This is a genomic window from Clostridium sp. AM34-9AC (genome assembly GCF_003480225.1).
In the GTDB taxonomy this organism is placed as follows: Bacteria; Bacillota; Clostridia; order Lachnospirales; family Lachnospiraceae; genus Acetatifactor; species Acetatifactor acetigignens.
Genome location: NZ_QUIU01000018.1, coordinates 42653 through 66060, shown reverse-complemented (window position 1 = coordinate 66060; position 23408 = coordinate 42653). Strand labels below are relative to the sequence as shown.

The window sequence follows — 23408 nt, the reverse complement described above, 5'->3', positions numbered from 1 at the left end:
AACCGGAGTACTGTGGATCACAGTGTTCTGGTTCTTTTTTGCAGTTTATTTTTAATTTATAATTATATAATTTTTCCTTAATTGACATACTTATATATGCGTGTTATAGTACAAATAGAACAAGGGAGAGGAAGAAAGATCAAGAGATTGATCGAAGATCCTCTGACAGGTTCCGAAATTCTCCGGTGGTTGCCGGAGGACAAAAGGTAAGAGGTATCGAAAGACACCGACATATGTTTAATAGAAAAGGAGAGATGACTTATGTTATTACCTAGCATTTTTGGAGAGAACTTATTTGATGACTTTTTTGATGATGTACCTTTCTTTGACAACAGAGCAGAGAATCAGATAGAGAAGAAACTGTATGGCAGACATGCACATAATGTAATGAAGACCGATATCAAGGAGACCGATGACAACTATGAGTTGATCGTTGATCTGCCCGGCTTCAAGAAAGATGAGATCAAGGTTTCTCTGGAGGATGGTTATCTGACCATTGAGGCTGCCAAAGGTCTGGATGAGGATGAGCAGGAGAAGAAGACCGGTAAATACATCCGCAAGGAGCGTTATGCCGGAGCTTGCCAGCGTAGCTTCTATGTTGGTGACAACCTGACTCAGGAGGATATCAAGGGCGAGTTCAAACATGGTATCTTGACTTTGAATGTTCCTAAGAAGGAAGCAAAGCCTGCGGTAGAGACCAATAAATACATCGCAATCGAAGGATAATCCTTTAAATAAAAAAACCGTTGCCCCGTGAGGGACAGCGGTTTTTTTTCGTGTACGATGAGCCAAGTACAGATTTGTGCCTGCACAAGAATCTGTATGTGGCGGATATTCAGGACAGCTGGCGTTTCCGCAGGACAGCCCGTTCCTTTTTTATAATATACTGTTCCAGTCCCGGCACCGGATTGTTCAGGCGGCAACCGTAGAGGAACAGTCCGTTTTCCAGTTCCTGTATCCGTGCCACGAGACCATAGAGATGAAAGTTGAAATTCTCAGCGGTCTCGTCCATGTGGTCATTCAGAACCGCATGAACCGTCTGGTTGACCTCTAATTTCAAGTCTTCCCTGCTGACCACGGAAAAACCGTTATAGCTGATATCCTTAATAATGGCATCGTGGGCGGCACGGTTCAGACCACATTGTACGGCAGTCTCAATGCCAATATAGCATCGGTAGCTTTGTCGTCGGTTATAGGTCTTGCTTCCGGCAATGGAGGAGACAGTATAGCACAGTGTTCCATCGGAAAGCTTTACTACATTGGTAGTAACGTTTTTGAACAGCTGCGGTTTATCCTCCGGAAGTGTGACAATGAGATCTACAATCAGGCCTTTTCCACGGAAAGAGATAATTTTATCATCAGTAAACACACCCTGCGCCAGCAAAGTGTGCCTGTGAGGATATACCTCCAGAATTTTGGATTCAAATTGAAGCTGCTCGGTATTAAGATTGATCAAAAAGCTAAGGGATAACCCTGCTGTCAAGTCATCGATCTGCATAAGTCTGGTGGTCTCCCATCTTTACAAAATTATTTAATTCACCATTTTTGCATTGGGATAGATGCGTTCCATCCGTGCATCCGGGTAATGGGTGTCTAAAAATTGTTCCAGTCCGTTAAGCTCTGTAGTTTCCACGGAATAGGAAGCGCCGTTGCGCTCCGTATATCTGGCCAGCGCCAGTGCGGAGATCAGCATATTGACAATCATAAATACTATCAAAATATTGCAGACAATTGTGCCGGTTCTTTTCGGAATCTTTTCAATACAGCCGGAAAGTTTCGGATAGATCAGCCGCATCCATACCACAGCGGCAATTCCCCAGAAGAAACAGTACAGCAGATTGATACGGCCGCCCAGATTAAAGGCAAATCCACTGTAGTCCCAGAAGATTGTGCCGAAGACCATTTCCGTGAAGACACTGCAGATATATTCGTAAGCACCGCCCAGCAGGGTACCTGCCAGAAAAATAGTACTGTCGCTCTTGTTGCGGTAACGGTAGAGCAGCAGGGTAAGGAAGGCACAGCCCAAACCCCAGACAATACTGAAAGGCCCGTAGATGACACTGCTGCGGCTCATCCAGACACCTGCGGTGATACGGCAGAAGATCGTTTCCGTAATGTCACCTAACAATGCACCGATGAAGAAGAGGGAAAACAGTTTGTAAAAGCAGCAGCCCTCGGCAAAGACGGTGGATTTTTTATGTTCTTCTCTGGCTTTTACCAGAGCATCCAGGCTGATAGAAGGATATGATTTCTGCAGTCGCTTCTGTATATGTCTTGTCAGGGCATTTTCCAGAAAACGGGAAGTCTGGCCCAGCCCTTCTGTAATCTGATCCAGGCGGGCGGTCTGCTTTTCCAGAGAGGCCTCCACCCGGTGCTTTGCCTGTACCTGTAGGCTTAAAGTAGATAAAGCGGAACCAACGGTGTCCAACAGGAGCAGCCCGCCCAGCACCAACAGAAGTACAACGGAAAGCAAGTGCGGAATGCGGTCAAAAAGTCCGCATAATAACGGATCTGCAAACATTACCGTCACAACACTTAAAGCACCCCACAGCAGGGAAAAAGGCAGGCAGATGTAGCCACCTACGTTGTAGCGGAAACGGGAGTAATCCCACAGCTTTTTCTTATAGACCTTTTCGAAGAACATGCCGGTGGAATATTCCAACAGGGAAGCCAGTACAAAGCCACCCAGGAACAGGAAAAACGGGTCTTCCGTTAGTTCCGGCAGGAAAATCTCGAACAATATGGCACCAAAACCGTAGATCGGGCATAGGGGACCCGCTACGAATCCGCGGTTAACGAATTTCCGATGCTGCACCGCAGCAGCACATACCTCAATACACCATCCAATAAAGGAATAGAAGAAAAACAACCAGAACAGGCATAACCAGGTTATTGTCATAGGGGCACCTCTTTCGTCGAAGATTGTCGAACACTGTTTTGTTCCATCATATCACAACGAAAGAGGTTGTGCTATCATTAATGTAAATAAGAGATTTTGTAATGAGAAAGTTCTCTATTACAGAACAAGAAGTTAATTATAGACAAAAGATGTAAGACGAATTTATCAAAATGTGCTATTGCTTTTTTAACTTTAAAAATTATATAATGTGGTTACGAAATGAAGAACACAATTACCAAATGGAGAACGCAAGATGGTAAATGAGGCAGAAATAAAAGTAAAGAGTCTGCAAAAAGCTCTTGAAATTTTGAACTGCTTTACGAAAAAAAGCAGTTGGGGTGTGACAGAGATCAGCGAACAGCTGGATCTGAATAAAAGTAACGTACATAATATTTTGTCTACGTTCAAGGCAATGGGGTATCTGGATCAGGATGATGAGAGTGGCAGATACAAGCTAGGACTCAGTGTGTACTCCTTGTGTTATTCTCTGGGACAGAACTTAAGCATCGGTAGTGTGGCAGCTCCGTATTTACAGGAGCTTGCAGATATGGCAGGCGAGCGAGTCTATCTTGCAATCCCACATGAACAGGAGATTATCTACGTGACTTCTGCGTATCCGAAGACCTCCATTGACCTTATGCGGCCGATCATGGGTGAACATGCACAGATGCATTGTACCGGGCTGGGCAAGGCAATGTTGGCGTATCTTCCGGAGGAGAAACAGCGGGCCTACGCAGCCAGGAAGCTGGAAGCCTATACCGATTATACGATCACGGATGGAGATGTACTGTTGAAGGAACTCCGGGAGATCCGGCAGCGTGGTTACGCAATAGACAATATGGAACATGAATTTGGTGTAAAATGTGTGGCGGTTCCGGTACTTGGCAGAAACGGCCAGGTGGTGGCAGGAGTGAGTATCACAGGACCTTCCCTGAGATTCTATGACGAACGGATCCAGTCACTGGCAAAGGAATTACAAAATAAAATACGGGAATTACAAAACATTCTTTATTAAGTTAAAAATGTGAAAAAGGGGATTGAGAAATCAATCCTTTTCAAAAAGATATTTTAGAGAACAGAGTTCTCTAATACAGAACACAAGAAACAATGATTGCACAGAAGGAGAGATAACATGAAAACATCGCCGTGGAAGAAGATCAAGAAATGCAAATATCTGTACATTATGATGTTACTTCCGATCATCTATTACATCCTGTTCCATTATCTGCCTTTGTACGGGGTACTGATCGCATTCAAGGATTACAAGATTGCGAAGGGTGTATGGGGAAGCTCCTGGGTGGGCTTTAAATGGTTCCAGAAGTTCCTGATGGATCCTTATTTCTGGAAACTGGTGAAAAATACATTACTGTTAAATATCTATGGACTGCTGTGGGGCTTCCCGGTACCGATTCTCCTGGCACTGATGTTGAACGAAGTAACAAATGCCAAGTTCAAGAGAGTGATCCAGACCGTCAGCTATCTGCCCCATTTCATTTCCACTGTGGTTGTCTGTGGTATGGTAATGAACTTCCTGTCTCTGGACGGAATCATCAATCAGCTTATCGCGGCATTCGGTTTTGATAAGATCCAGTTCATGGTATTGCCCGAATGGTTCCGTACCATATTTACGGCATCCGGTATCTGGCAGACCTGTGGATGGACTTCCATTATTTATCTGTCGGCACTGACCTCTGTGGACCAGGAGATTCTGGAGGCGGCAATGATTGACGGAGCAAACCGTTTCCAGAGAATTAAGTCGGTAACGCTTCCCTCTATTGCACCGACCATCTCCATTATGCTGATCATGCAGATCGGACGATTGATGTCCCTGGGATATGAGAAAATAATCCTGTTGTATAACGGATCTACTTATGAGACTGCGGATGTTATTTCCACTTATGTATACAGACGAGGTATTCTGAGTGCAGACTTCAGTTATTCTACAGCGGTGGGTCTGTTCCAGTCAGTAATCGGTGTGATCCTGTTGGTAGCATCCAACCAGATATCGAAAAAACTCAGTGACAGCAGCTTGTGGTAGGAGGACAGAAATGGCTAAGAAAGTAAAAATAAAAAGCAAAAAACCGCAGGGAATCGGCAGCAAAATATTTGATGTTGTGAATTACCTTCTGCTGGCGATCCTCGGATTCATTATGTTCTACCCGATGTTTTATGTATTTATTGTGTCTATCAGTTCTTCGCAGTATATCAACCAGGGACTGGTAACACTGTTCCCCAGAGGAATTAATTTCGATGCCTACAAGGCGGTATTCGAGAACCAGAGAATCTGGAGCGGATATAAGAACACTTTTTTATACACAGGTCTGGGAACCCTGATCTGTCTGGTGCTCACCGCAATGTGTGCATATCCTCTTTCCAGAAAGGATTTTTACGGACGTAAGGTATTTACCGTGCTGATCATGATCACAATGTTCGTAAACGGCGGTATGATCCCTACCTATCTGGTGATCAATAAGCTTCATATGATCAACACTATGTGGGCCATCGTTCTGCCGCCCGCCATCAGTACCTATAATATGATCGTCATGAGGACTTCCTTCCAGGCGATCCCGGATTCCCTGGTAGAATCCGCATATCTGGACGGTGCAAATGACATTACGATCTTCAGTAAGATCGTCCTGCCGCTGTCCAAACCGATCATCGCAACCATGACTTTATACTATGCCGTGTACCATTGGAACAGCTACTTCCCTTCCATGCTGTACCTGAATGATCAGAAAAAATATCCTGTACAGGTTGTCATGCGTGACATCGTAATACAGGGTGACACCTCCGAGATCACGGGAAGTGTCAACATCATCGCAACCAACTATAAATATGCGGTGATCATTATTTCCATCGTACCTATTCTGCTTGTATACCCTCTGTTACAGAAGTACTTCACAAAGGGTGTTATGGTCGGAGCAGTTAAGGGATAAAGAAACAAACTATAAAGTAAGAATGTATTTAAGAAAAGGAGAGGTTAAATGAAAAAGAAAGCATTCCAAAAACTGACAGCCTTATTGGCAGTAACAGCAATGAGCGCATCGCTGTTGACAGGATGTGGTTCCGATGCTTCCGGCAGCAATGATGCCGCAACAAACAATGCACAGGAGAGCGCTACAAGTGCGGGGACACAGGAAGCAAACAGCGAGCATCCTTCTTGGATCAGCGAGGATCCTCTGGAGATCAGCATTATGGTCATGGACTCTAGCCAGCAGCCCATGGCACAGGACAGCAAGTCCCACGAGGCAATTTTTGAAGCAACCAATGTAAAGCTGGATTTCCAGATCGTACCTTCTAGCAGCTATGATGAGAAGAAAAACATTGCGCTGTCTACACAGAATTTCCCGGATATCATTTATCTGAGAAGCGCAAGTGATATTTCCGATTTCGCATCCGAGGGTATTTTTGAGCCTCTGAGCCAGTATATCAACGAAGAGACCATGCCGAACTTCTACAAGTTCTGGCAGCAGTATCCCGAAATGCAGAGATACATGGTAGACGGCGAAATGTATGTATTCCCTGTAGTACTTCGTGATGAGTGGGCCAACGGCTTCGGCCCTGTAATCCGTACCGACCTTTTGGAAGAGAACGGCATCGCAACTCCTTCCACATGGGATGAAGTACTGGATGCACTGGCACAGTTAAAAGAGATTTATCCTGACAGTACTCCCTGGGCAATCAGAAAGGGAACTGCAAACCTGTTAAAGACCACTTCCTACATGTTAGGTTCCGGCTTCGGTTCTGTATCCGCAAGCTCCGGTATGTACTGGGATGAGGATCTGGGCAAGTATGTATACGGTCCCGCAGATACCAATTTCAAAGAAGTTCTGAAGTTCCTGAACAAGGCATATACCACCGGCGTTCTGGATCAGGAATATGCAACAACCGATTCTGATTCCATGACAACCAAGTGCAGCAGCGGTCAGTCCTTCTTCTTCGTAGATAACAGTGGATTCGGTCAGAACTACACCAACGAACTGCGTAAGATCGACGGTAACGAGAATGCTACCTTTCAGGTACTGCCGATTCCCGAGAACAGTCTGGGTGAGAGACGTGCCGTGTCCTACGATACAAGATTCGGTAAGCTGTATGCAATCAATGCAAATGCCAAGAATAAAGATCAGATCATTAAATTCATCGATTGGATGTACTCCATGGAGGCTTCCGACATTACCAACTACGGTATCGAGGGTGAGACCTTCCAGTACAACGCAGACGGCGAGGCAGAATATATTTCCGATTATGTAATGCAGTTCAAGGATGCATCTCCTTCTGACTACTATGCATGCTGGACAGATATTGGTGCAGGCAAGCTGGACTTCTCCATGTATGCATGCAACATTAAGACCCAGCGTGAGATCCAGATGATCACCGGAAGCTGGTCCGATCTGACAGAAGATTACTGGAAGATCATCAATGAGGATGACGCTTATGTACAGCCTCACATTGCACCTTCCTTTACTACCGAAGAGGCAGACCGTGTGAAAGAACTGACCACTGATCTGGATACCTTCTTCACACAGGAATACGATAAGTACATTACCGGCAAGGAATCCATCGACAACTGGGATGCACTGATCAAGAAAGCTGAGGATATGGGCGTAAGAGAACTGGAGCAGCTGTGGAATGACGCAGAAGCCCGTGCCGTAGCAGAAACCAAATAGGTCATCGGACAAAGGAAAGTAACAGAACATAACACAGAGTGAACGGGCAGGTTACCCGTTCATTCTGCTAAAAAGAGAGAATCAGGCAATGGAAGGTGTGACTGACAGTATGAAGATTACAAATTATACACAGGAATTTATCACGGATGATAACAAACCCTTTGACAGTGCCCATGCCTCAACACTGCTGGAATTAAAGGACGGCGGCATTCTGGCGGCATGGTTTGGCGGTGCATGGGAAAAGAACCCGGACGTAGCGATCTGGACAGCAATACGTGATAAGGACGGCTGGGGACAACCGGTAAAGGCAGCGGATGTAAGAGGAGTTGCCATGTGGAATCCCGTACTTTTCCGTAAGGAGGATGGAAAAATTATCCTTTTCTATAAGGTCGGCAAGCTGATCTCGGAATGGGTGACCTGGTATATGGAAAGCGAAGATGAAGGACACACCTTTTCAGAGCCGCAGGAACTGGTACCCGGAGATATCGGAGGAAGAGGCCCTGTCAAGAATAAACCTATCCGGTTAAGTGACGGCACCGTACTGGCTCCCGGATCTCTGGAAGGGGAATTGTGGGACGGATTCGTGGATATCTCCAAAGATGACTGCCGCACCTGGGAGAGAAGCGATCTGGTGCCGCTGCACAGACTGGCGATCACAGATAAGGGCGTTCATAATGTGCAGGTGATCGACAGACCTTATGACAGACACTATATCTACGGAAAAGGGATTATTCAGCCTACCCTCTGGGAGGATCGGGACGGAAAAGTACATATGCTCTGCCGCAGCAGCAGCTCCCGTATCATCCGCAGCGATTCCGAGGACGGCGGAAGAACATGGTGTCTGGCATATGATACCGGGCTTCCCAACAATAACAGCGGTATCGATCTGGTCAAATTAAAGAACGGCGATCTGGTGCTGGTCTACAATCCCAGAGAGAATCTGCCCGGCTATTACAAGGGACCGAGAACACCGCTTAGCGTTGCATTGTCCAGAGACAACGGAGAGACCTTTGAGATCCTCTGTACGTTAGAGGATCAGAGAGGCGATTATTGTTATCCTTCCGTAATCTGCAACGACAACAATAAGATTATGATCACTTATACCTGGAAACGGGAAAAGATTGTGTATGTGAGCTTTACATTAGAGGACTGATTATGAAAGACAGCAACAGGACAAAGGAAGACATCTACAGAAAATTTCAGAATCCGGCAAAAGAATACTGGGGAACTCCTTTCTGGTCCTGGAATGCGGAAATTACCCCGGAAGAAGTCAGACGTCAGGTAAGAGAGCTTTATGGGCAGGGAGTCGGAGGATTCTTTATTCACTCCCGGGATGGTCTGGAGACTCCCTATCTGGACAGAGAATGGATGGACTGCGTGGAGGCGGCGGTGGATGAAGCAAAACAACTGGGCATAACGGCCTGGCTGTACGATGATGACCGCTGGCCCTCCGGCAATGCCGGAGGAATGGTGGCAGCCGGAGGAGATGCCTATCGTCTGAAAGGACTGACCCTGCAGGTATGCGACACCTGTGACTCTGCGGTATGGAAGGAAGAACATCTTATTGCCGTATTTACCGCATTGGTACAGGGAGATGCCATTTATTTTCTGAAGCGGCTGGAAAATGCCATGACAGAAGTTCCGGAGCCGGAAGAGAAAAAACAGCATCCCGGATGCAGACAGGTGTTTCTCGTTCTGCGCCTGGAAATATCGGCAAAAAGTGAATGGTTCAACGGGGAAACACCGGTGGACAATCTGAATCCGGATACGGTACAGAGATTTCTGCATCTGACCCATGATAAATATCTGGAACGGTTTGGAGAGGAATTCGGCAAAACAATTCCCGGAATTTTTACAGATGAACCCAGTCTGGCGGACACACATTCCGCCTTTGGGGCAGACCGGAGCTGGATTCCCTGGACTTACGGATTCGCAGAGTATTTCCGGGAGAAGAACGGCTATGATCCTGTTGACAAAATTCCTTTATTCTTTTTTGAAGGAGAAGGCAGTGCGAAAATACGGCATGATTATTGGCATGCGATTACATTACGTTTTAGTGAAAACTATTCCAAACAGATTGCTGTATGGTGCAGAGAGCATCATTTGATTATGACAGGTCATTTCCTTCAGGAAGATAAACTTGGGCTATCTACCAGAGTCAGCGGAGCGACCATGCCACTGTATGAATATGAGGATATTCCGGGAGTGGATATCCTTCAGGATAAGACGGACGAATTTCTTACCGTGAAGCAATGTGTCAGCGTGGCACACCAGATGGGGAAAAAGAATGTCATCTCCGAGACCTATGGCGTGACCGGATGGGATTTTACCTTCGAAGGACAGCGGCATATCGGAGACTGGCAATACGCATTGGGCGTGAATAAGCGATGCCAGCATCTGGCGTTATATTCCCTGACGGGCGGCAGGAAGAGAGACTGTCCTCCGGGCTTCGGCTACAATATCCCCTGGTGGAGTAAAGATCATGTGGTGGAGGATTATTTCGGGCGGCTGAGTGCCGTGCTGGAAGAAGGTTCTCCCAGCCAGCAGTATCTGTTGCTGCATCCGGCGACTACGGCATGGAGCATGATGGGGGCCAGTCCCTATGGCAATCCTGTGCGCCGCAAGGAACGGGATCTGCAGAAGGTCAACGAATACGGATGGGAATATAATACGCTGCTGGAAAAGCTTTGCAATCATCATCTGGATCCCGATCTGGGGGATGAGATTCTGTTGGCTAGGCACGGATCTGTAGAACAGGGCAGACTGATCCTGGGGAAAATGCAGTACCGGACAGTGGTTCTGCCGAAAATCCGTACTATGCTGGGCAGTACCTGCCGGCTTCTGAAAGAATTTGTGGAACAGGGCGGTCAGTTGATCGTGACCGATCCGGAATCGGTCCTGCTGGATGCCATGGAAAGCGACCTTCCGACAGAACTGTTTACCGCTAAAAATTGTGTGGCGGTACACAGTGATGAAGAACTTATAAAAGCACTGGAAGACGCAGGAGTGCGGACAGTAAGCATCCGGAACGGAGACAGGGAAGAAACCCACTGTATCGCCTTGCAGAAATTTCTGGAAAAGGGACAGCTTCTGTTCGTGACAAACTATCACCGGACGGAAGACTGTGAGGTAGAGATTCACGTACCCTTGGAAGCTTCTGTAGAAGAGTGGGACGCACTCACCGGAACTCATAATACGGTGGAAGCTGTCACCGGACAGGGGCAGACTGTTTTTCCGACACGGTTGGAAGCACAGACTTCGCGCCTGTTTTTCCTGGAGAAAATGGAGAAAAACGCCGAAAAATCAGCTGGCGCAAGCGTAGTGCCTGCAGAGGCTGACGAAACAGAACTTCAGGTGCTGCCGGAACGGACAGTGATCCGTCTGACCGATCCCAACCTGTATACTCTGGATAGCTGCAGATACCGCATACAGGAGGGGCACTGGTCAGAACCTATGCAGGTCTGGGAAGCACAGGAACAGATCCGCACCGGATTGGAAATGTGCTCCATAGCAGCCCTTGGAAAAGAACAGCGTTACCGTTGGGTAAGAGAACCTCATCCTGCGGACGGAACGGAAGTCTCACTGGAATTTACATTTGAGACGGTGAAAAAAATTACAGGCTACACGGAACTTGCAATCGAACATCCGGAAAATTTTCAGATCTATCTGAACGGACAGCCGGTGGAACAGCGGATCACGGGATGCCTGTATGACAGAGGGATCAAGAGGATTCCGCTTCCGGGCTGGGCAGAAGGAGAGAACAGGCTGCGGCTGATCTGCCGTTATCGTAATTCCATGGAACTGGAAAACTGTTATCTCTGCGGAGAGTTCGGCGTAAATACGGAACGGAAGATTACAGAACAGCCGACAGCACTGCTGATCGGAGACTGGACGGCTCAGGGATTGTACCATTATGCAGGCAGCGTCAAATATCTGTATGATTTTCGATGGAATCCACGCTGTAAAAGGAGAGCGGACAGCCGGATCTATTTGAAATTGAAAGATTTCAAGGGTACTTGCGCTACGGTCAGACTGGGAATGGCTTCCTATGAAGTTCCCTGGAGAGCAGCGGGAATGATCGACATTACAGAGGCATTAGAAGAAGGTGACAATCACCTTGAGATAGAAATTTACAGTTCTTTGCGGAATGTATTCGGTCCTTTTCATCTCGCGGGAGGCAGACCGGAAGTGACGAACGATTCTGTATTTCGTACCAGCGGTGAAAAATATACACCGGAATATAAGGTGGAACCCTACGGAATCCTTAAGGCACCAGTACTGATGGAAAGGTAAGATACAAATAAAAAAGTCCGCAGGGCGGGCAGATGGGAGCAATAATGAAAAACGAATTTCCTAATGGAGTATGGCCGGTGATGCTGACTCCTTATACGGAGGATAATAAAATTGACTATCCGGCGTTGGAGAAACTGACCGAATGGTATTTTGAAAATGACTGTGACGGACTGTTTGCGGTATGCCAATCCAGTGAAATGTTCCAGCTGACACTGGAAGAACGCTGTAAAATCGCAGCAGCAGTAAAGAAGTATGCCAACGGGAAACCGGTGATTGCATCCGGGCATATTTCTGATTCCATGGAGGATCAGGCGGAAGAACTGAAACGCATGGCAGATACCGGAATCGACGCGCTGATCCTGATCTCTAACAGGCCTGCTGCACAGCAGGAATCCGATCAGGTGATGATCGAAAGGCTGCAGACATTGATGGAACAGCTTCCGAAGGATCTGCCGCTTGGATTTTATGAATGTCCTTATCCCTACAAGAGAGTACTGAGCAGAGAAGTGGTGAAGTTTCTGGTAGACAGTGAGAGATTCTATTTTCTGAAGGATACCAGCTGTGATATGGCAAGCATGAGCGAAAAATTGCAGCTGATCCAGGGAAGCAATCTGAAGCTTTACAATGCCAATACTGCGACCTTACTGGAATCATTGCAGGAGGGAGCCGCCGGCTACAGTGGAGTCATGGCAAATTTCCATCCGAGACTGTACAGCTGGTTATGCAAAAACTATGCCGCACAGCCTGAGAAAGCCCGGAAAGTGACAGATCTGCTGACCATGTGCTCCCTGATCGAGAACAGCAGCTATCCCGTGAACGCCAAATATGCATTACAGAAGATGGGAGTTCCCATGACGCTGCACAGCAGAAGATTAGACTGGAAGAAACTGACGGTCGCACAGCGGATGGAAGCAGAGCAGCTCATTCGTCTGTCCGCAGAGGTAGAGATTGAACTGGGAATTGCCCGCTAGGAGATCTCAGGACTGCACCGGCGCTGCTACCGCAGTCCCATGGCAGAGGCAGAACAACGAAATGAAAAAGAAAGAGGCAGCGCAGAAAAGAGGACAATATGGCTGAAAACAGATACATAGGAAAATACCCGGTGATCGGAATCCGTCCCGTGATCGATGCGAGACGTGGTTATCTGAATGTAAGAGGCTCACTGGAAGAACAGACCATGAATATGGCTTCTTCTGCCAAAAAGCTGTTCGAAGAAAATCTTCGTTACAGCAACGGAGAGCCGGTAAAGGTAGTGATCTCACCTACCACCATCGGACGCGTGGCAGAAGCGGCAGAATGTGCGGACTTTTTTGAATCGGAAGGCGTTGCCATTACCCTGACCGTGACCCCCTGCTGGTGTTACGGAGCGGAGACCATGGATATGTCTCCCAATACGATTAAGGGTGTCTGGGGATTTAACGGTACGGAGAGACCCGGTGCCGTATACCTTGCATCCGTATTGGCAACCCATGCCCAGAAGGGACTGCCTGCGTTCGGCATCTATGGACATGATGTGCAGGAAGCGGATGCTACAGAGATTCCGGAAGATGTGCAGGAGAAGCTGCTGCGCTTCGGCCGGGCAGCCGTGGCCGTAGCTACCATGAGAGGCAAATCCTATCTGCAGATCGGTTCTATCTGTATGGGTATCGGTGGATCCATTATTGATCCTGCATTCATTGAGGAATATCTGGGAATGCGTGTGGAATCCGTGGATGAAGTGGAGATTCTGCGCCGTATCCAGCAGGATATTTATGACAAGGATGAATTTGAGAAGGCTTATAAGTGGACGAGGGAGCATTGTCCGGACGGACTGGACAAGAATCCTGTGGAGATCCGGAAGTCTCCCGAAGAGAAGGAAGAGGACTGGAAATTCGTTGTAAAGACCATGTGCATCATCAAGGATCTGATGAACGGTAATGACAGATTACCCGCCGGAAGAGAAGAGGAAATGGTGGGACACAATGCCATTGCTGCAGGCTTCCAGGGACAGAGACAGTGGACGGATTACTATCCCAATACGGATTTTGCCGAGGCAATGCTGAATACTACTTTTGACTGGAACGGCGCAAGAGAGTCTTATATTCTCGCAACGGAAAACGATGTATTAAACGGATTGGGAATGCTGTTTTTGAAGCTTCTGACCAACCGTGCACAGATCTTTGCGGATGTCCGTACTTACTGGAGCCCGGAGGCTGTGAAGAAGGCAGCCGGCTACGAAGTCGAAGGAGTGGCGAAGGAAGCAGGCGGCTTTATCCATCTGATCAATTCCGGTGCGGCATGTCTGGATGCCAGCGGACAAGCCAGGGATGCAGAGGGTAACTCTGTCATGAAGCCCTGGTACGAGGTGACGGAAGAAGATCAGAAGGCAATGCTGGAGGCAACGACTTGGAGTGAGGCAGACTTCGGCTATTTCCGCGGAGGCGGTTATTCCTCCCGCTTCGTGACAGAGGCACAGATGCCTGTGACCATGATCCGTCTGAATCTGGTCAAAGGCATCGGCCCCACCTTACAGATCGCAGAAGGCTGGACGGTGAAGCTGCCGGAAGAAGTGACAGATATCTTATGGAAGCGTACCGATTACACCTGGCCCTGCACCTGGTTTGCACCCAGATGCAACGGAAAAGAGGGACCCTTCAAGAGTGCCTATGATGTTATGAACAACTGGGGAGCCAACCATGGAGCCATCAGCTATGGACATGTGGGTGCCGATCTGATTACCTTGTGTTCCATGCTGCGTATTCCGGTCAGCATGCACAATGTACCGGAGGAGAAAATTTTCCGCCCGGCATCCTGGAATGCCTTCGGAATGGACAAAGAGGGACAGGATTATCGTGCCTGTGCCGCATACGGTCCCATGTACAAATAATACCGCCGGAAGGATACACAATGGTCAAAGGATATATGGACGCTCTGCCGCAGTATTCCCAGGTCGGAATACCGGCAGAGTGCATAGAGAAGGTAAGCGAATATGTAAACTCCCGGGATCTGGCGGCGCAGCCCTGCGGAAAATATGAGATCGACGGGGAACAGATCTATGTCAGCATCCAGGAGTACGAGACAAAGTCCTACATGGACTGCCGCTTTGAAACACATAAAAGATATGCGGATATCCAGTGTATTCTGCAGGGAAAGGAACAGATCTGGGTAACAGAGCAGCCACTTCCCACACCGGACACCAAGTACGATCCTAAGGCAGATATCCGGTTCTGGAAGGATGGCAAAGCATCTCTGTTGGATCTGCACGCAGGAGAACTGGTCATACTCCTTCCGGGAGAGGCACACAAGCCCTGTGTCCGGTCGGGCGGTGTCGGTAAAGTGAAGAAAGCGGTATTCAAGATTGCATTATAACAAGGACGGAAAACAGAAACAGGACAGGCATTTGCCTGTTCTGTTTTAAATTGTGATAGAAAAGTGTACAGAAATTGATGAAATTATGTTGGAAAAGTGTATAAAAACTGATTAAAATATTGTGGAAAAGCGAAAAACGTGGCATACTGATATTATCAAAGCTTCAAAGAGTAAGGGTAAAGAGGTGAAGGCTGATGCTGGAGAGGCGTATAGAGCAGGAAATCAGGGATTTTTTGAAAAGTGATCGAAAGGAAGCCCTGATGGTAACCGGAGCAAGACAGGTAGGGAAGACCTATATTATCCGGGAATGTGCCAAAGAGATTTATAAGAATATTGTAGAGATCAATTTTGTGGAGAATCAGCAGGCAGTAAAGCTGTTTGAAAATATCACGGGAAGTAAGGATATTCTGCTGCGGCTTTCTGCATTGACGGATGTACCGATGATTCCGGGAGAGACATTGATTTTTTTCGATGAAGTACAGGAATGCCCGGAGATCGTAACGGCGATAAAATTTCTGGTAGAAGACGGACAATATCGTTATATATTAAGCGGTTCATTGCTTGGCGTGGAATTAAAGGACATTCGTTCGATGCCGGTGGGCTATTTGTCAATTTTGGAAATGTATCCCTTGGATTTCCGGGAATTTTGTAGAGCGAACAGAGTGTCACAGACAGTCATGGATAAGCTGAAAGAATGCTTTGAAAAAAAGCAGCCGGTGGATGAACTGATCCATGAAAAAATGATGGAATTGTTTCGGCTGTATCTGATCGTAGGCGGAATGCCGGCTGTGGTGGATGCTTATATACACACGAATAATTTAAAGGAAGTGTTGCGGATCCAGCAGGGAATTGTACAGCTGTATTACAAGGATATTGCCAAATATGATAAAGACAATAAGCTGTATCTGGATGAAATATTTACTTTGATTCCCAGTGAGCTGAATAATAAGAATAAACGGTTCATTATGAAGGATCTCAATGAGAGCTTCCGATTCTCACGTTATGAAAACAGCTTTATCTGGCTGAAAGAAGCTGGCGTTGCGCTTCCCGTATATTGTGTGCAGGAGCCGGAGATACCGTTGCTTTTATCGAAATCTACGAACCTGTTTAAACTGTTTTTATCAGATGTCGGCTTACTGGCATCCATGTATGTGGATGGGTTACAGCTTAAGATATTAAACAGGGAAAAAGACATTAATTTTGGCGCCATTTATGAAAATGCTGCGGCACAGGAGTTAAAGGCGCATGGATTTGAACTGTATTATTTTAACAGCAAGAAACAGGGAGAATTAGATTTTGTTATAGAATATCAGGGGAATGTACTACCGCTGGAGATAAAGTCGGGAAAAGCGTACACAAGGCATAATGCTTTGGACAATGTCCTGAAAGATGAAAGATATGCAATTCCACAGGCTTTTGTATTCTGTAACGAGAATATTACCTGCAGGGATAAGATCACATATCTGCCGATTTACATGCTTGGATTTCTGGAAAAAGAGAAAATAGAAGAATATATTTACTCAATTGATCTGAGTGCACTTCAATAGAATAGGAAAACAACAAAAGCCTGAGGCTTCTTTTTCAGAATCATTCAGGCTTTCACTATCCGTAATGATCTTCACCATGGAATCTTTGATCTGTACAAGCCATCGACATATTCTTCGGTAGGCTCTTAAGATATCGGAAATCTCGGCGATATGATTTAACTCATCCCATTCATTGCTTGTTAGACCGTCCTGCTGCAGACTTTCCCAGGCAATGTCACAATTCTTGTCCTCGTGTAATTCCTTCATATTGTTGTAATAGGTCTTATCTCCGGTGACGGCATAAGGCTGTACGGCAGCGGTCGGCGTTTTGGAACCCAGACGATATAGGTTCATATACATGGTAGCTTCCAGCTGTTGAGAATTGATCCGGCTCAGATATAGATTGGATCCCACGAACAGGATCATCATGACGATACTGATGATCAGTATCCGATAGGTAGACCTTGTTAAAAATATAAAAAAAGCGTAAAATTATTTTGAGAACCACCGGTGATTGCTTGCACCCTATACAGGAAGATGGTACTATAAAACGTAAGAGGCATGATTCGGAAAAGAGAAGATAACGGTAAAAATAACGATAAATAAAGATAAATAAAGAACCAGGGGTGGTTACATGAAAAAAAGAATAGTTGCCGTGACTTGTGTGCTGATGTTTTGTCTGGGGTTGATCGGATGTGGGACTGAACGAGCCAACAAAACGCAGCAACTGATCCGGGGTGCGGCACCGGGGTATAATGACGGTCTCATCCGGGTGGGAATGATCCAGACGGGAAAAGAGTCTGACTGGAGAGATGCCAATACCAATGATTATCTGAATACGTTCACCAAAGAAAGAGGCTACGATCTGATCTATATCGACGGCAATTCCAGTTCGGAGCGCCAGGTAAAAGCCATGTACGATCTGATCCAGCAGAAAGTAGATTATATTATCCTGCAGCCCATCGTGGAGACCGGATGGGAGGATGCCATACATGCCGCAAAGGAAGCTGGGATACCGGTCATCGTAGCGGATCGTAAAATCGCTGTGGATGAAACGGAATACGTGTCCTGGATCGGTTCGGATTTTGAAGAGGAAGGCCGGAAAGCTGTAACGTGGCTGGATCAGTATTTAACAGAGCAGGGACGGGAAAACGAGACAATCCACATTGTCCTGCTGGAAGGAACTGAAGGAGCTACCGCTGCCATCGGAAGAACGAACGGTATTTTACATGGAGTGGAGGAACATCCGAACTGGACTATCGTAGACAGGGGATGTGCCAATTTCACTCAGGGAGAAGGCCAGACCTATATGGAAAATCTGCTCAGCGAAGGAACAGTAAAGGATATTGATGTTATCATATCGGAAAATGATAACATGATCTTTGGTGCCATGAAAGCACTGGACCGGAACGGCAAGAGCTATGGGCCTGAGGGAGACATCATTATGATCTCCTTTGACGCTTTGCACGAAAGCTTTGAAAATATGATGGCGGGAAAATTACATGCCACCGTGGAGTGTAATCCGCTGTTGGCATCCACGGTGGAGACGGTCATAGAAGAACTGGAAGCCGGCAGAGAGGTGGATAAGATCTATAACACTGAGGAAAACATCTATACCTATGAAAATGCAGCCGACTATATAGATCAGAGAAAGTATTGATTTCCGAGGATTACGAATGAAAAAATCATTAAAATATAAAATCGTTCTGGCTATTGTTATCATCGTATGCATTATGGACGTGAGCTTCATATTTGTAAACTACGTCAATTATATGAATGTCAATCGGAATTACACAGATTCTCTGGCGCAGACTGTGGCGAATACCTGCAGGCTGGTGGTAGACGGAGACAGCGTAACGGACTATCTGGACAACAGACGGAGAAATACGGCTTATTACGAGGTATGGAATAAACTCATTGACTATCGCAACACCAGTGAAAATGTATTGCAGATCAGCGTGGTCAATTTCAGGGATGGCGGAGGATGTTATGTGTATGACACAGATCTGACAGAAAACGGAGCCTTTTTAGGAGATATCCTCCCCTATGATGAGGTACAGAATGCTATAAAAGACGAGTTGATCGCATGTGAGAAAATAGAACCGTTGGAGTATAACGGAAGAAGCGATTACTACATTCCGCTGAATTCCTCATACAATATTCCGGTGGCTTATATTATCGTAGGAATTTCCACAGAAAATGTCAGATGGGAGCAATTGACTTATTTAGGGTATATTACCATCATTGTTACATCGATTACGGTACTTTTCGGAGTCTTTATGATCTGGTTTATGCAGCACAATGTACTGCGACCGTTAAATGCCATGTCCAAGGCGGCTTCCAGCTATTCTATTGACATTTTGAGGGATGGTAAGGAATCTCCCATCGGCCGGATGAACATCAGAACCGGAGATGAACTGGAACGACTGTGTGAATCCATGAAGAAAATGGAGCATGATATCATTGCGTCCAGTTCCCAGCTGGCTATTGCTGATTGGAACAGCAATCATGACAGCATGACGCAGCTCTACAACAAGAGACACTATAAAGAACAGTTAAAAGAACTGCAGAATGACAGTACCATCGGTGTAATTTATTTCGACATTGACAATTTGAAACGCATGAATGATACCTTCGGACATGAAAAAGGCGATGCTGTGATCCTGAAAGCAGCGGAATTTATCCGGAGATATCTCACGGAGCAGGCAAGCGGATTCCGTATCGGTGGAGATGAATTTGTAATGCTGATCAGAGATTGTACGGAAGAAAAAGTACAGGAACTGGTAAGTACCATGCGTGGAGATGAAAAGGGAAATTTATCGGATGTAACAGCAGAGTTTTACTGCCGTCTTGCAATCGGCGGAGCTTTTCGCAAGACGGGGGAAACTCTGGAAGAAACCATAAAACGGGCAGATGATGAAATGTACAAGAATAAACATTCCGTGAGAAAAGCCTGAAATTTCAGGCTTTATTGAATAGTCAGCCGGAAGCCGGCATCGCTGCCCTTCAGCCGGATCCGGTACAGATCATGATCCCATGCCGTTTTCAGGCGTGCGTCCGTGATCGGTAAAGTTTCTATGGCAAGCAGATCAGCCCCTTCGAAGGAGGCAGATGCTTCTCCGATGGAGAGTTTACCGTCAGAAAGAATAACCGGTTTTTCATAAGTAATAAAATTAAGAATAACATCTTGCGCATTTGTGTGGTCTTCCAATACGACAGTGTTGGAAGACTTTTTTAATGTCACCCTGCGGACATAAGTCAGATCCGGCACAATAGCCTGTGCGGCAGGATAGGCGGCAGCCAGTTCCATGGAAATAGAAGGTTCGGCTCCGGTCAGAACTGTCATCACATTTTCCGCACGGTATTCCACACCGTCCTTCTGATCCGTGCCGCAGATCGTAGGCAGATTATGATAGCCGGACTGCATGGTCCAGATCTCGTAACGTCTTGGAGAGAAGGTCTTCCGGGTGTAGGTCTCCACACCGATATCCGCCAGAACGGGCAGTCCATTTTTGTATAAGGTGATGCTGCCGGTATCATTATGGTTGTGACTGTCAGCATTGTCTCCGGCTTTGACTGCCAGATCCAGAGTATCGGAATGCACGAGGAACAGCCCCACGCTGGGATAATAGACATCCCGGTGGGAAAGCGTTCCGGAAGTGTCCTGTTTCATCAATTCCTCATAATGAAATACGGTCTGCATACGATAGAACAGATTCCCACCGTTCACTTCATCTGTGACAAGCTGACCCTGTCCCGCCTGGAAATCTTTTGCGGCGAACAGGCAGAGATCCTCCTGCCCGGTGGCCTTGCCAAAGAGATATTCCCGTACTCCGGCACGGCCGGCTATAGGAGAGCAGTCAGCAAAATTAAAATAGTATTTATCATTCACATGCACGTTCAGAATATAGGATGCAATATTTTTCACCTTATCCCACCGGAACAGAGTGTCGAAATGACCGTCGGTAACCGTGTTCAGCACAGTCATGGCACCGTATAGACATAGTCCCGCATGGCGATAATATTGGGCACCCTCCTCGCAACAGCCGTCATTGCCGTAATCCTTGAGAAAATAATCACAGCTTTCAGCGGCCTTATGCAGAATCGCCTGCAATGTGACAACTGTGTCAGACGTATTCTCCGGCAGGAACAACGGAGCATTTCCGCAGAATGTGCGCACCGGAGAGGACAACCGAGAGGACATTTCCACACTCCAGGGCATCAGGAACGTGGTCAGCAGTACATTCTGTGTACACCATACGGTCCAGTTGCACATAGGCTCATCGTCATGTCCCATCCACCAGAAATGTGCGGTCAGGTAGGGCAGCAGGATCCGGCGCTTCAGATTGTCCTCTATGCAGGTCAGGATATAGGGGCTGACAGCGTTGAATTCTTCTTCCAGCAGATAAGCCGCACAGGCCAGCAGTGCTCCGGTCTCGCAGGCGAACAGATCCATGACGGGCCTGGTCACATCCGGCAGGATCAACTGCGGGGTATCGCGGATATAGGAGTTGTGTGCGGGAAGCTGCCAGGCAGTCTCTTCACAGATGGAATAGATACCATTGAGAATATCGTCCAGAAAACGTCCCTGATGTTCCACACATTCGGCCTGGATCAGATCATTCAGGGCATTGCGTTTGGCAAAATAGAGGGCTTCAAAAGCAGCCCGGTCACCGTCTCTTTTAAAACGCATGTAATCCGTGGCACGGATCACCGGAAAAGAGTAATTCAGTTTTTCCTCACCTGCCTGAATGAGTTTTTCTTTTAATGACTCAGGGAGAGTCTCATAGGATGTCTGCATAGAAGCTTTCGGAAAAGGCCGGAAAGACTGAAAAGTACCATGAAAAGTTTCGGCTGTTTCCAAAAAGCGTTTTTCTATATTATGATTGGCATAAGCTGTTTTATTGTTCTGATTGTTCATCGTTATGCTCCGTTATGAATGTTGTCTGTGTTACAGAAAGATAGGTTATAGTTAATAATAGTCTATTTTCGGACACATTATGATTTGATAAAGTGTCGGACATGTGAATTACCTCTTATTGTTAATATGTTAATTAAATTTCCCATTCACATATTCCGTGGGGGAGACACCCTCCACCCGTTTAAATACCTTGCTGAAATAGAAGGCACTCTCGAAGCCCAGAGCCTCTGCGGCCTCGTAGACCTTCATATTTTCTTCTTCCAGCAGCCGTTTGGCTTCCGTGATCTTGCAGATGTTGATATATTCACTGAAGCCGGTATCGTTGTATTTGCTGAACAGCTGGCTTAAGTAATTCGGGCTGATGCCAAAGACCGCGGCCACCTCATTCAGGGACAACCGCTCGCTAACGTGTTCATTAATATATTTCCGAACATTAGTTACGATGTGGTTTTTATAATCCTTTCGACGGGATTGGAACAATTCGCACAGTTGTCCGCAGAAGAATTGCAGCCACTGGATCACGTGATCCACATTGGACTGCTTATAGAGGGAACGGTAGCCATCCGGATCTTCCGCAAAAAAGCCGGACACAATAGATTCCCCGTCCTGTAAAAGCGAAATCGACAGATAGAGAATATTGCTGGCAGCGTCCAGAGCCTGCACATAGTGCCCCGGGTGATCCCGGAACAGATCGCAGATCGACTGAATCGTGTTATGTAAAATATCAGGATCATATTCTTCAAAAGCTCTGGTGAGATCATTCTTAAACAGGCTGATATTGAAGGAATTCTTAGCCTTTTCCTGTGAATGACCGGTATCAAATGCTACTATCGCGTCATGGGATTCCGTATTTTGAAAAATCTGTCTCGCGTACTGGTAGGAATCACAGATGGTACCAGGCGTCTGAACCGGGATGCCGATGCCGCAGCGTAGCGACACATTATAGTAGTTTTGCAGAGTTCCACTGATATTGTGCAGAATCTCCGTCAGATTTTCTACATAATCATCGGTACCTACGGCATCCGCAAAGCAGAAAATCAGTGCAAAATGGCGCAGATCCAGGGATAATGCATACAGCGGCAGATATTTACCGCCCAGTTCCCGGATCATCTGTAACGAACTGGTAAACAGAGGCATCTGTTTTTCGGCGGACATCTGATCGGCCTGGGGACTGAGAATCTCTCCGTAACAGCAGACATAAGCACCATAGTCAAAGTTCAGGTTCAGATCCAGGCTCTGCAGCCGGAACTGTTCTTCGGATTCGAACAGGTCATGAAGGAGACTGATCAGGAATTTGTCATAAAAAGGATGAATATTTACGGCGGACATCTGCTTTTTCCGGGAACGGGAGATCTGTGTGAGTACCCGGTCTATGGCACCTTTCAATACTTCCGGCGTCAGCTCCAGCTTCACCAGGTAATTGGATACCTGATAGGACAGAGCATCTCTTGCCATCTGGAAATCCTCATAGCTGGTAAGGATGATAAAGTACGGACAGTTTTCACCATAGCGTTCCCTACATACTTTTGCGAGATCCAGACCGCTCATTACGGGCATTTTGATATCCGTGATCACAATCTCAGGAGATTTTTCCTCGATGATCTTGAGAGCTGCCTGACCGTTCATGGCAGTGCCGCAGATCTCGATATTTAATTCATTCCAGTTCAGCATGGAGCGGATACCCGCCTGAACCAAAGGCTCATCATCTACGATTAAAAGCTGATACATAGTAACTCCGTTCTGGACAGATGTCT

At 46.7% G+C, this 23408-nt stretch carries 18 protein-coding genes; 13 read left to right on the top strand and 5 right to left on the bottom strand.

Going from position 1 to position 23408, the window contains the following annotated elements:
* The first annotated feature begins 261 nt into the window (after positions 1-261).
* Entirely contained in the window at positions 262-726 is a 465-nt protein-coding gene (locus DW835_RS11560) for an Hsp20/alpha crystallin family protein (RefSeq protein WP_022311998.1), read from the top strand.
* A 109-nt stretch (positions 727-835) separates the two neighbouring features.
* Here DW835_RS11560 and DW835_RS11555 read toward each other — a convergent pair whose 3' ends face one another.
* Both DW835_RS11555 and DW835_RS11550 read right to left on the bottom strand, forming a co-directional pair.
* Positions 836-1498 (bottom strand): PilZ domain-containing protein, encoded by a 663-nt coding sequence (locus DW835_RS11555; RefSeq protein WP_118731158.1) that lies wholly within the window; start codon positions 1496-1498, stop codon positions 836-838.
* Positions 1499-1531: 33 nt separating this feature from the next.
* Entirely contained in the window at positions 1532-2899 is a 1368-nt protein-coding gene (locus DW835_RS11550; RefSeq protein WP_118731157.1) for a putative ABC transporter permease, read from the bottom strand.
* Positions 2900-3152: 253 nt separating this feature from the next.
* On the opposite strand from DW835_RS11550, the gene DW835_RS11545 reads away from it, so the two are divergent.
* The 10 genes from DW835_RS11545 (at position 3153) to DW835_RS11500 (ending at position 16754) form a co-directional block, all read left to right on the top strand.
* Entirely contained in the window at positions 3153-3914 is a 762-nt protein-coding gene (locus tag DW835_RS11545; protein WP_118502934.1) for an IclR family transcriptional regulator, read from the top strand.
* A gap of 117 nt (positions 3915-4031) precedes the next feature.
* Positions 4032-4937, top strand: a complete 906-nt coding sequence (locus DW835_RS11540; RefSeq protein WP_118502932.1) for an ABC transporter permease subunit — start codon at positions 4032-4034, stop codon at positions 4935-4937.
* A 10-nt stretch (positions 4938-4947) separates the two neighbouring features.
* Positions 4948-5835, top strand: coding sequence for a carbohydrate ABC transporter permease (locus tag DW835_RS11535; RefSeq protein ID WP_118502930.1), 888 nt, complete (start codon positions 4948-4950; stop codon positions 5833-5835).
* 48 nt (positions 5836-5883) lie between these two features.
* Positions 5884-7566 (top strand): extracellular solute-binding protein, encoded by a 1683-nt coding sequence (locus DW835_RS11530; protein ID WP_118731156.1) that lies wholly within the window; start codon positions 5884-5886, stop codon positions 7564-7566.
* A gap of 109 nt (positions 7567-7675) precedes the next feature.
* Positions 7676-8719, top strand: coding sequence for a sialidase family protein (locus DW835_RS11525; protein WP_207665429.1), 1044 nt, complete (start codon positions 7676-7678; stop codon positions 8717-8719).
* 2 nt (positions 8720-8721) lie between these two features.
* A complete protein-coding gene (locus DW835_RS11520; RefSeq protein ID WP_118731155.1) occupies positions 8722-11859 on the top strand; it encodes a glycosyl hydrolase in 3138 nt (1045 codons plus the stop codon).
* A 44-nt stretch (positions 11860-11903) separates the two neighbouring features.
* Positions 11904-12830 (top strand): dihydrodipicolinate synthase family protein, encoded by a 927-nt coding sequence (locus DW835_RS11515; protein WP_118731164.1) that lies wholly within the window; start codon positions 11904-11906, stop codon positions 12828-12830.
* 98 nt (positions 12831-12928) lie between these two features.
* Positions 12929-14725 (top strand): L-fucose isomerase, encoded by a 1797-nt coding sequence (locus DW835_RS11510; RefSeq protein WP_118502924.1) that lies wholly within the window; start codon positions 12929-12931, stop codon positions 14723-14725.
* A 20-nt stretch (positions 14726-14745) separates the two neighbouring features.
* Positions 14746-15207 carry a YhcH/YjgK/YiaL family protein gene (locus DW835_RS11505; protein ID WP_118502922.1) on the top strand — a complete coding sequence of 154 codons (462 nt, stop codon included), beginning with the start codon at positions 14746-14748 and terminating at the stop codon, positions 15205-15207.
* Positions 15208-15401: 194 nt separating this feature from the next.
* The gene (locus DW835_RS11500) at positions 15402-16754 is read left to right on the top strand and encodes an AAA family ATPase (protein ID WP_117466506.1); all 1353 of its coding nucleotides are present in this window, start codon (positions 15402-15404) and stop codon (positions 16752-16754) included.
* Here DW835_RS11500 and DW835_RS18025 read toward each other — a convergent pair.
* Complete coding sequence (locus DW835_RS18025; RefSeq protein ID WP_182430310.1) at positions 16728-17162, bottom strand: hypothetical protein; 435 nt, start codon at positions 17160-17162, stop codon at positions 16728-16730. The genes DW835_RS11500 and DW835_RS18025 overlap by 27 nt on opposite strands.
* Positions 17163-17367: 205 nt before the next feature.
* On the opposite strand from DW835_RS18025, the gene DW835_RS11490 reads away from it, so the two are divergent.
* Entirely contained in the window at positions 17368-18393 is a 1026-nt protein-coding gene (locus DW835_RS11490; protein WP_118731154.1) for an ABC transporter substrate-binding protein, read from the top strand.
* A gap of 16 nt (positions 18394-18409) precedes the next feature.
* Entirely contained in the window at positions 18410-19690 is a 1281-nt protein-coding gene (locus DW835_RS11485) for a GGDEF domain-containing protein (protein WP_118731153.1), read from the top strand.
* Positions 19691-19701: 11 nt separating this feature from the next.
* Here DW835_RS11485 and DW835_RS11480 read toward each other — a convergent pair whose 3' ends face one another.
* Positions 19702-21534, bottom strand: coding sequence for a heparinase II/III family protein (locus DW835_RS11480; RefSeq protein ID WP_243037150.1), 1833 nt, complete (start codon positions 21532-21534; stop codon positions 19702-19704).
* 249 nt (positions 21535-21783) lie between these two features.
* Positions 21784-23382, bottom strand: a complete 1599-nt coding sequence (locus DW835_RS11475) for a response regulator (RefSeq protein WP_118731151.1) — start codon at positions 23380-23382, stop codon at positions 21784-21786.
* Positions 23383-23408: the final 26 nt, after the last annotated feature.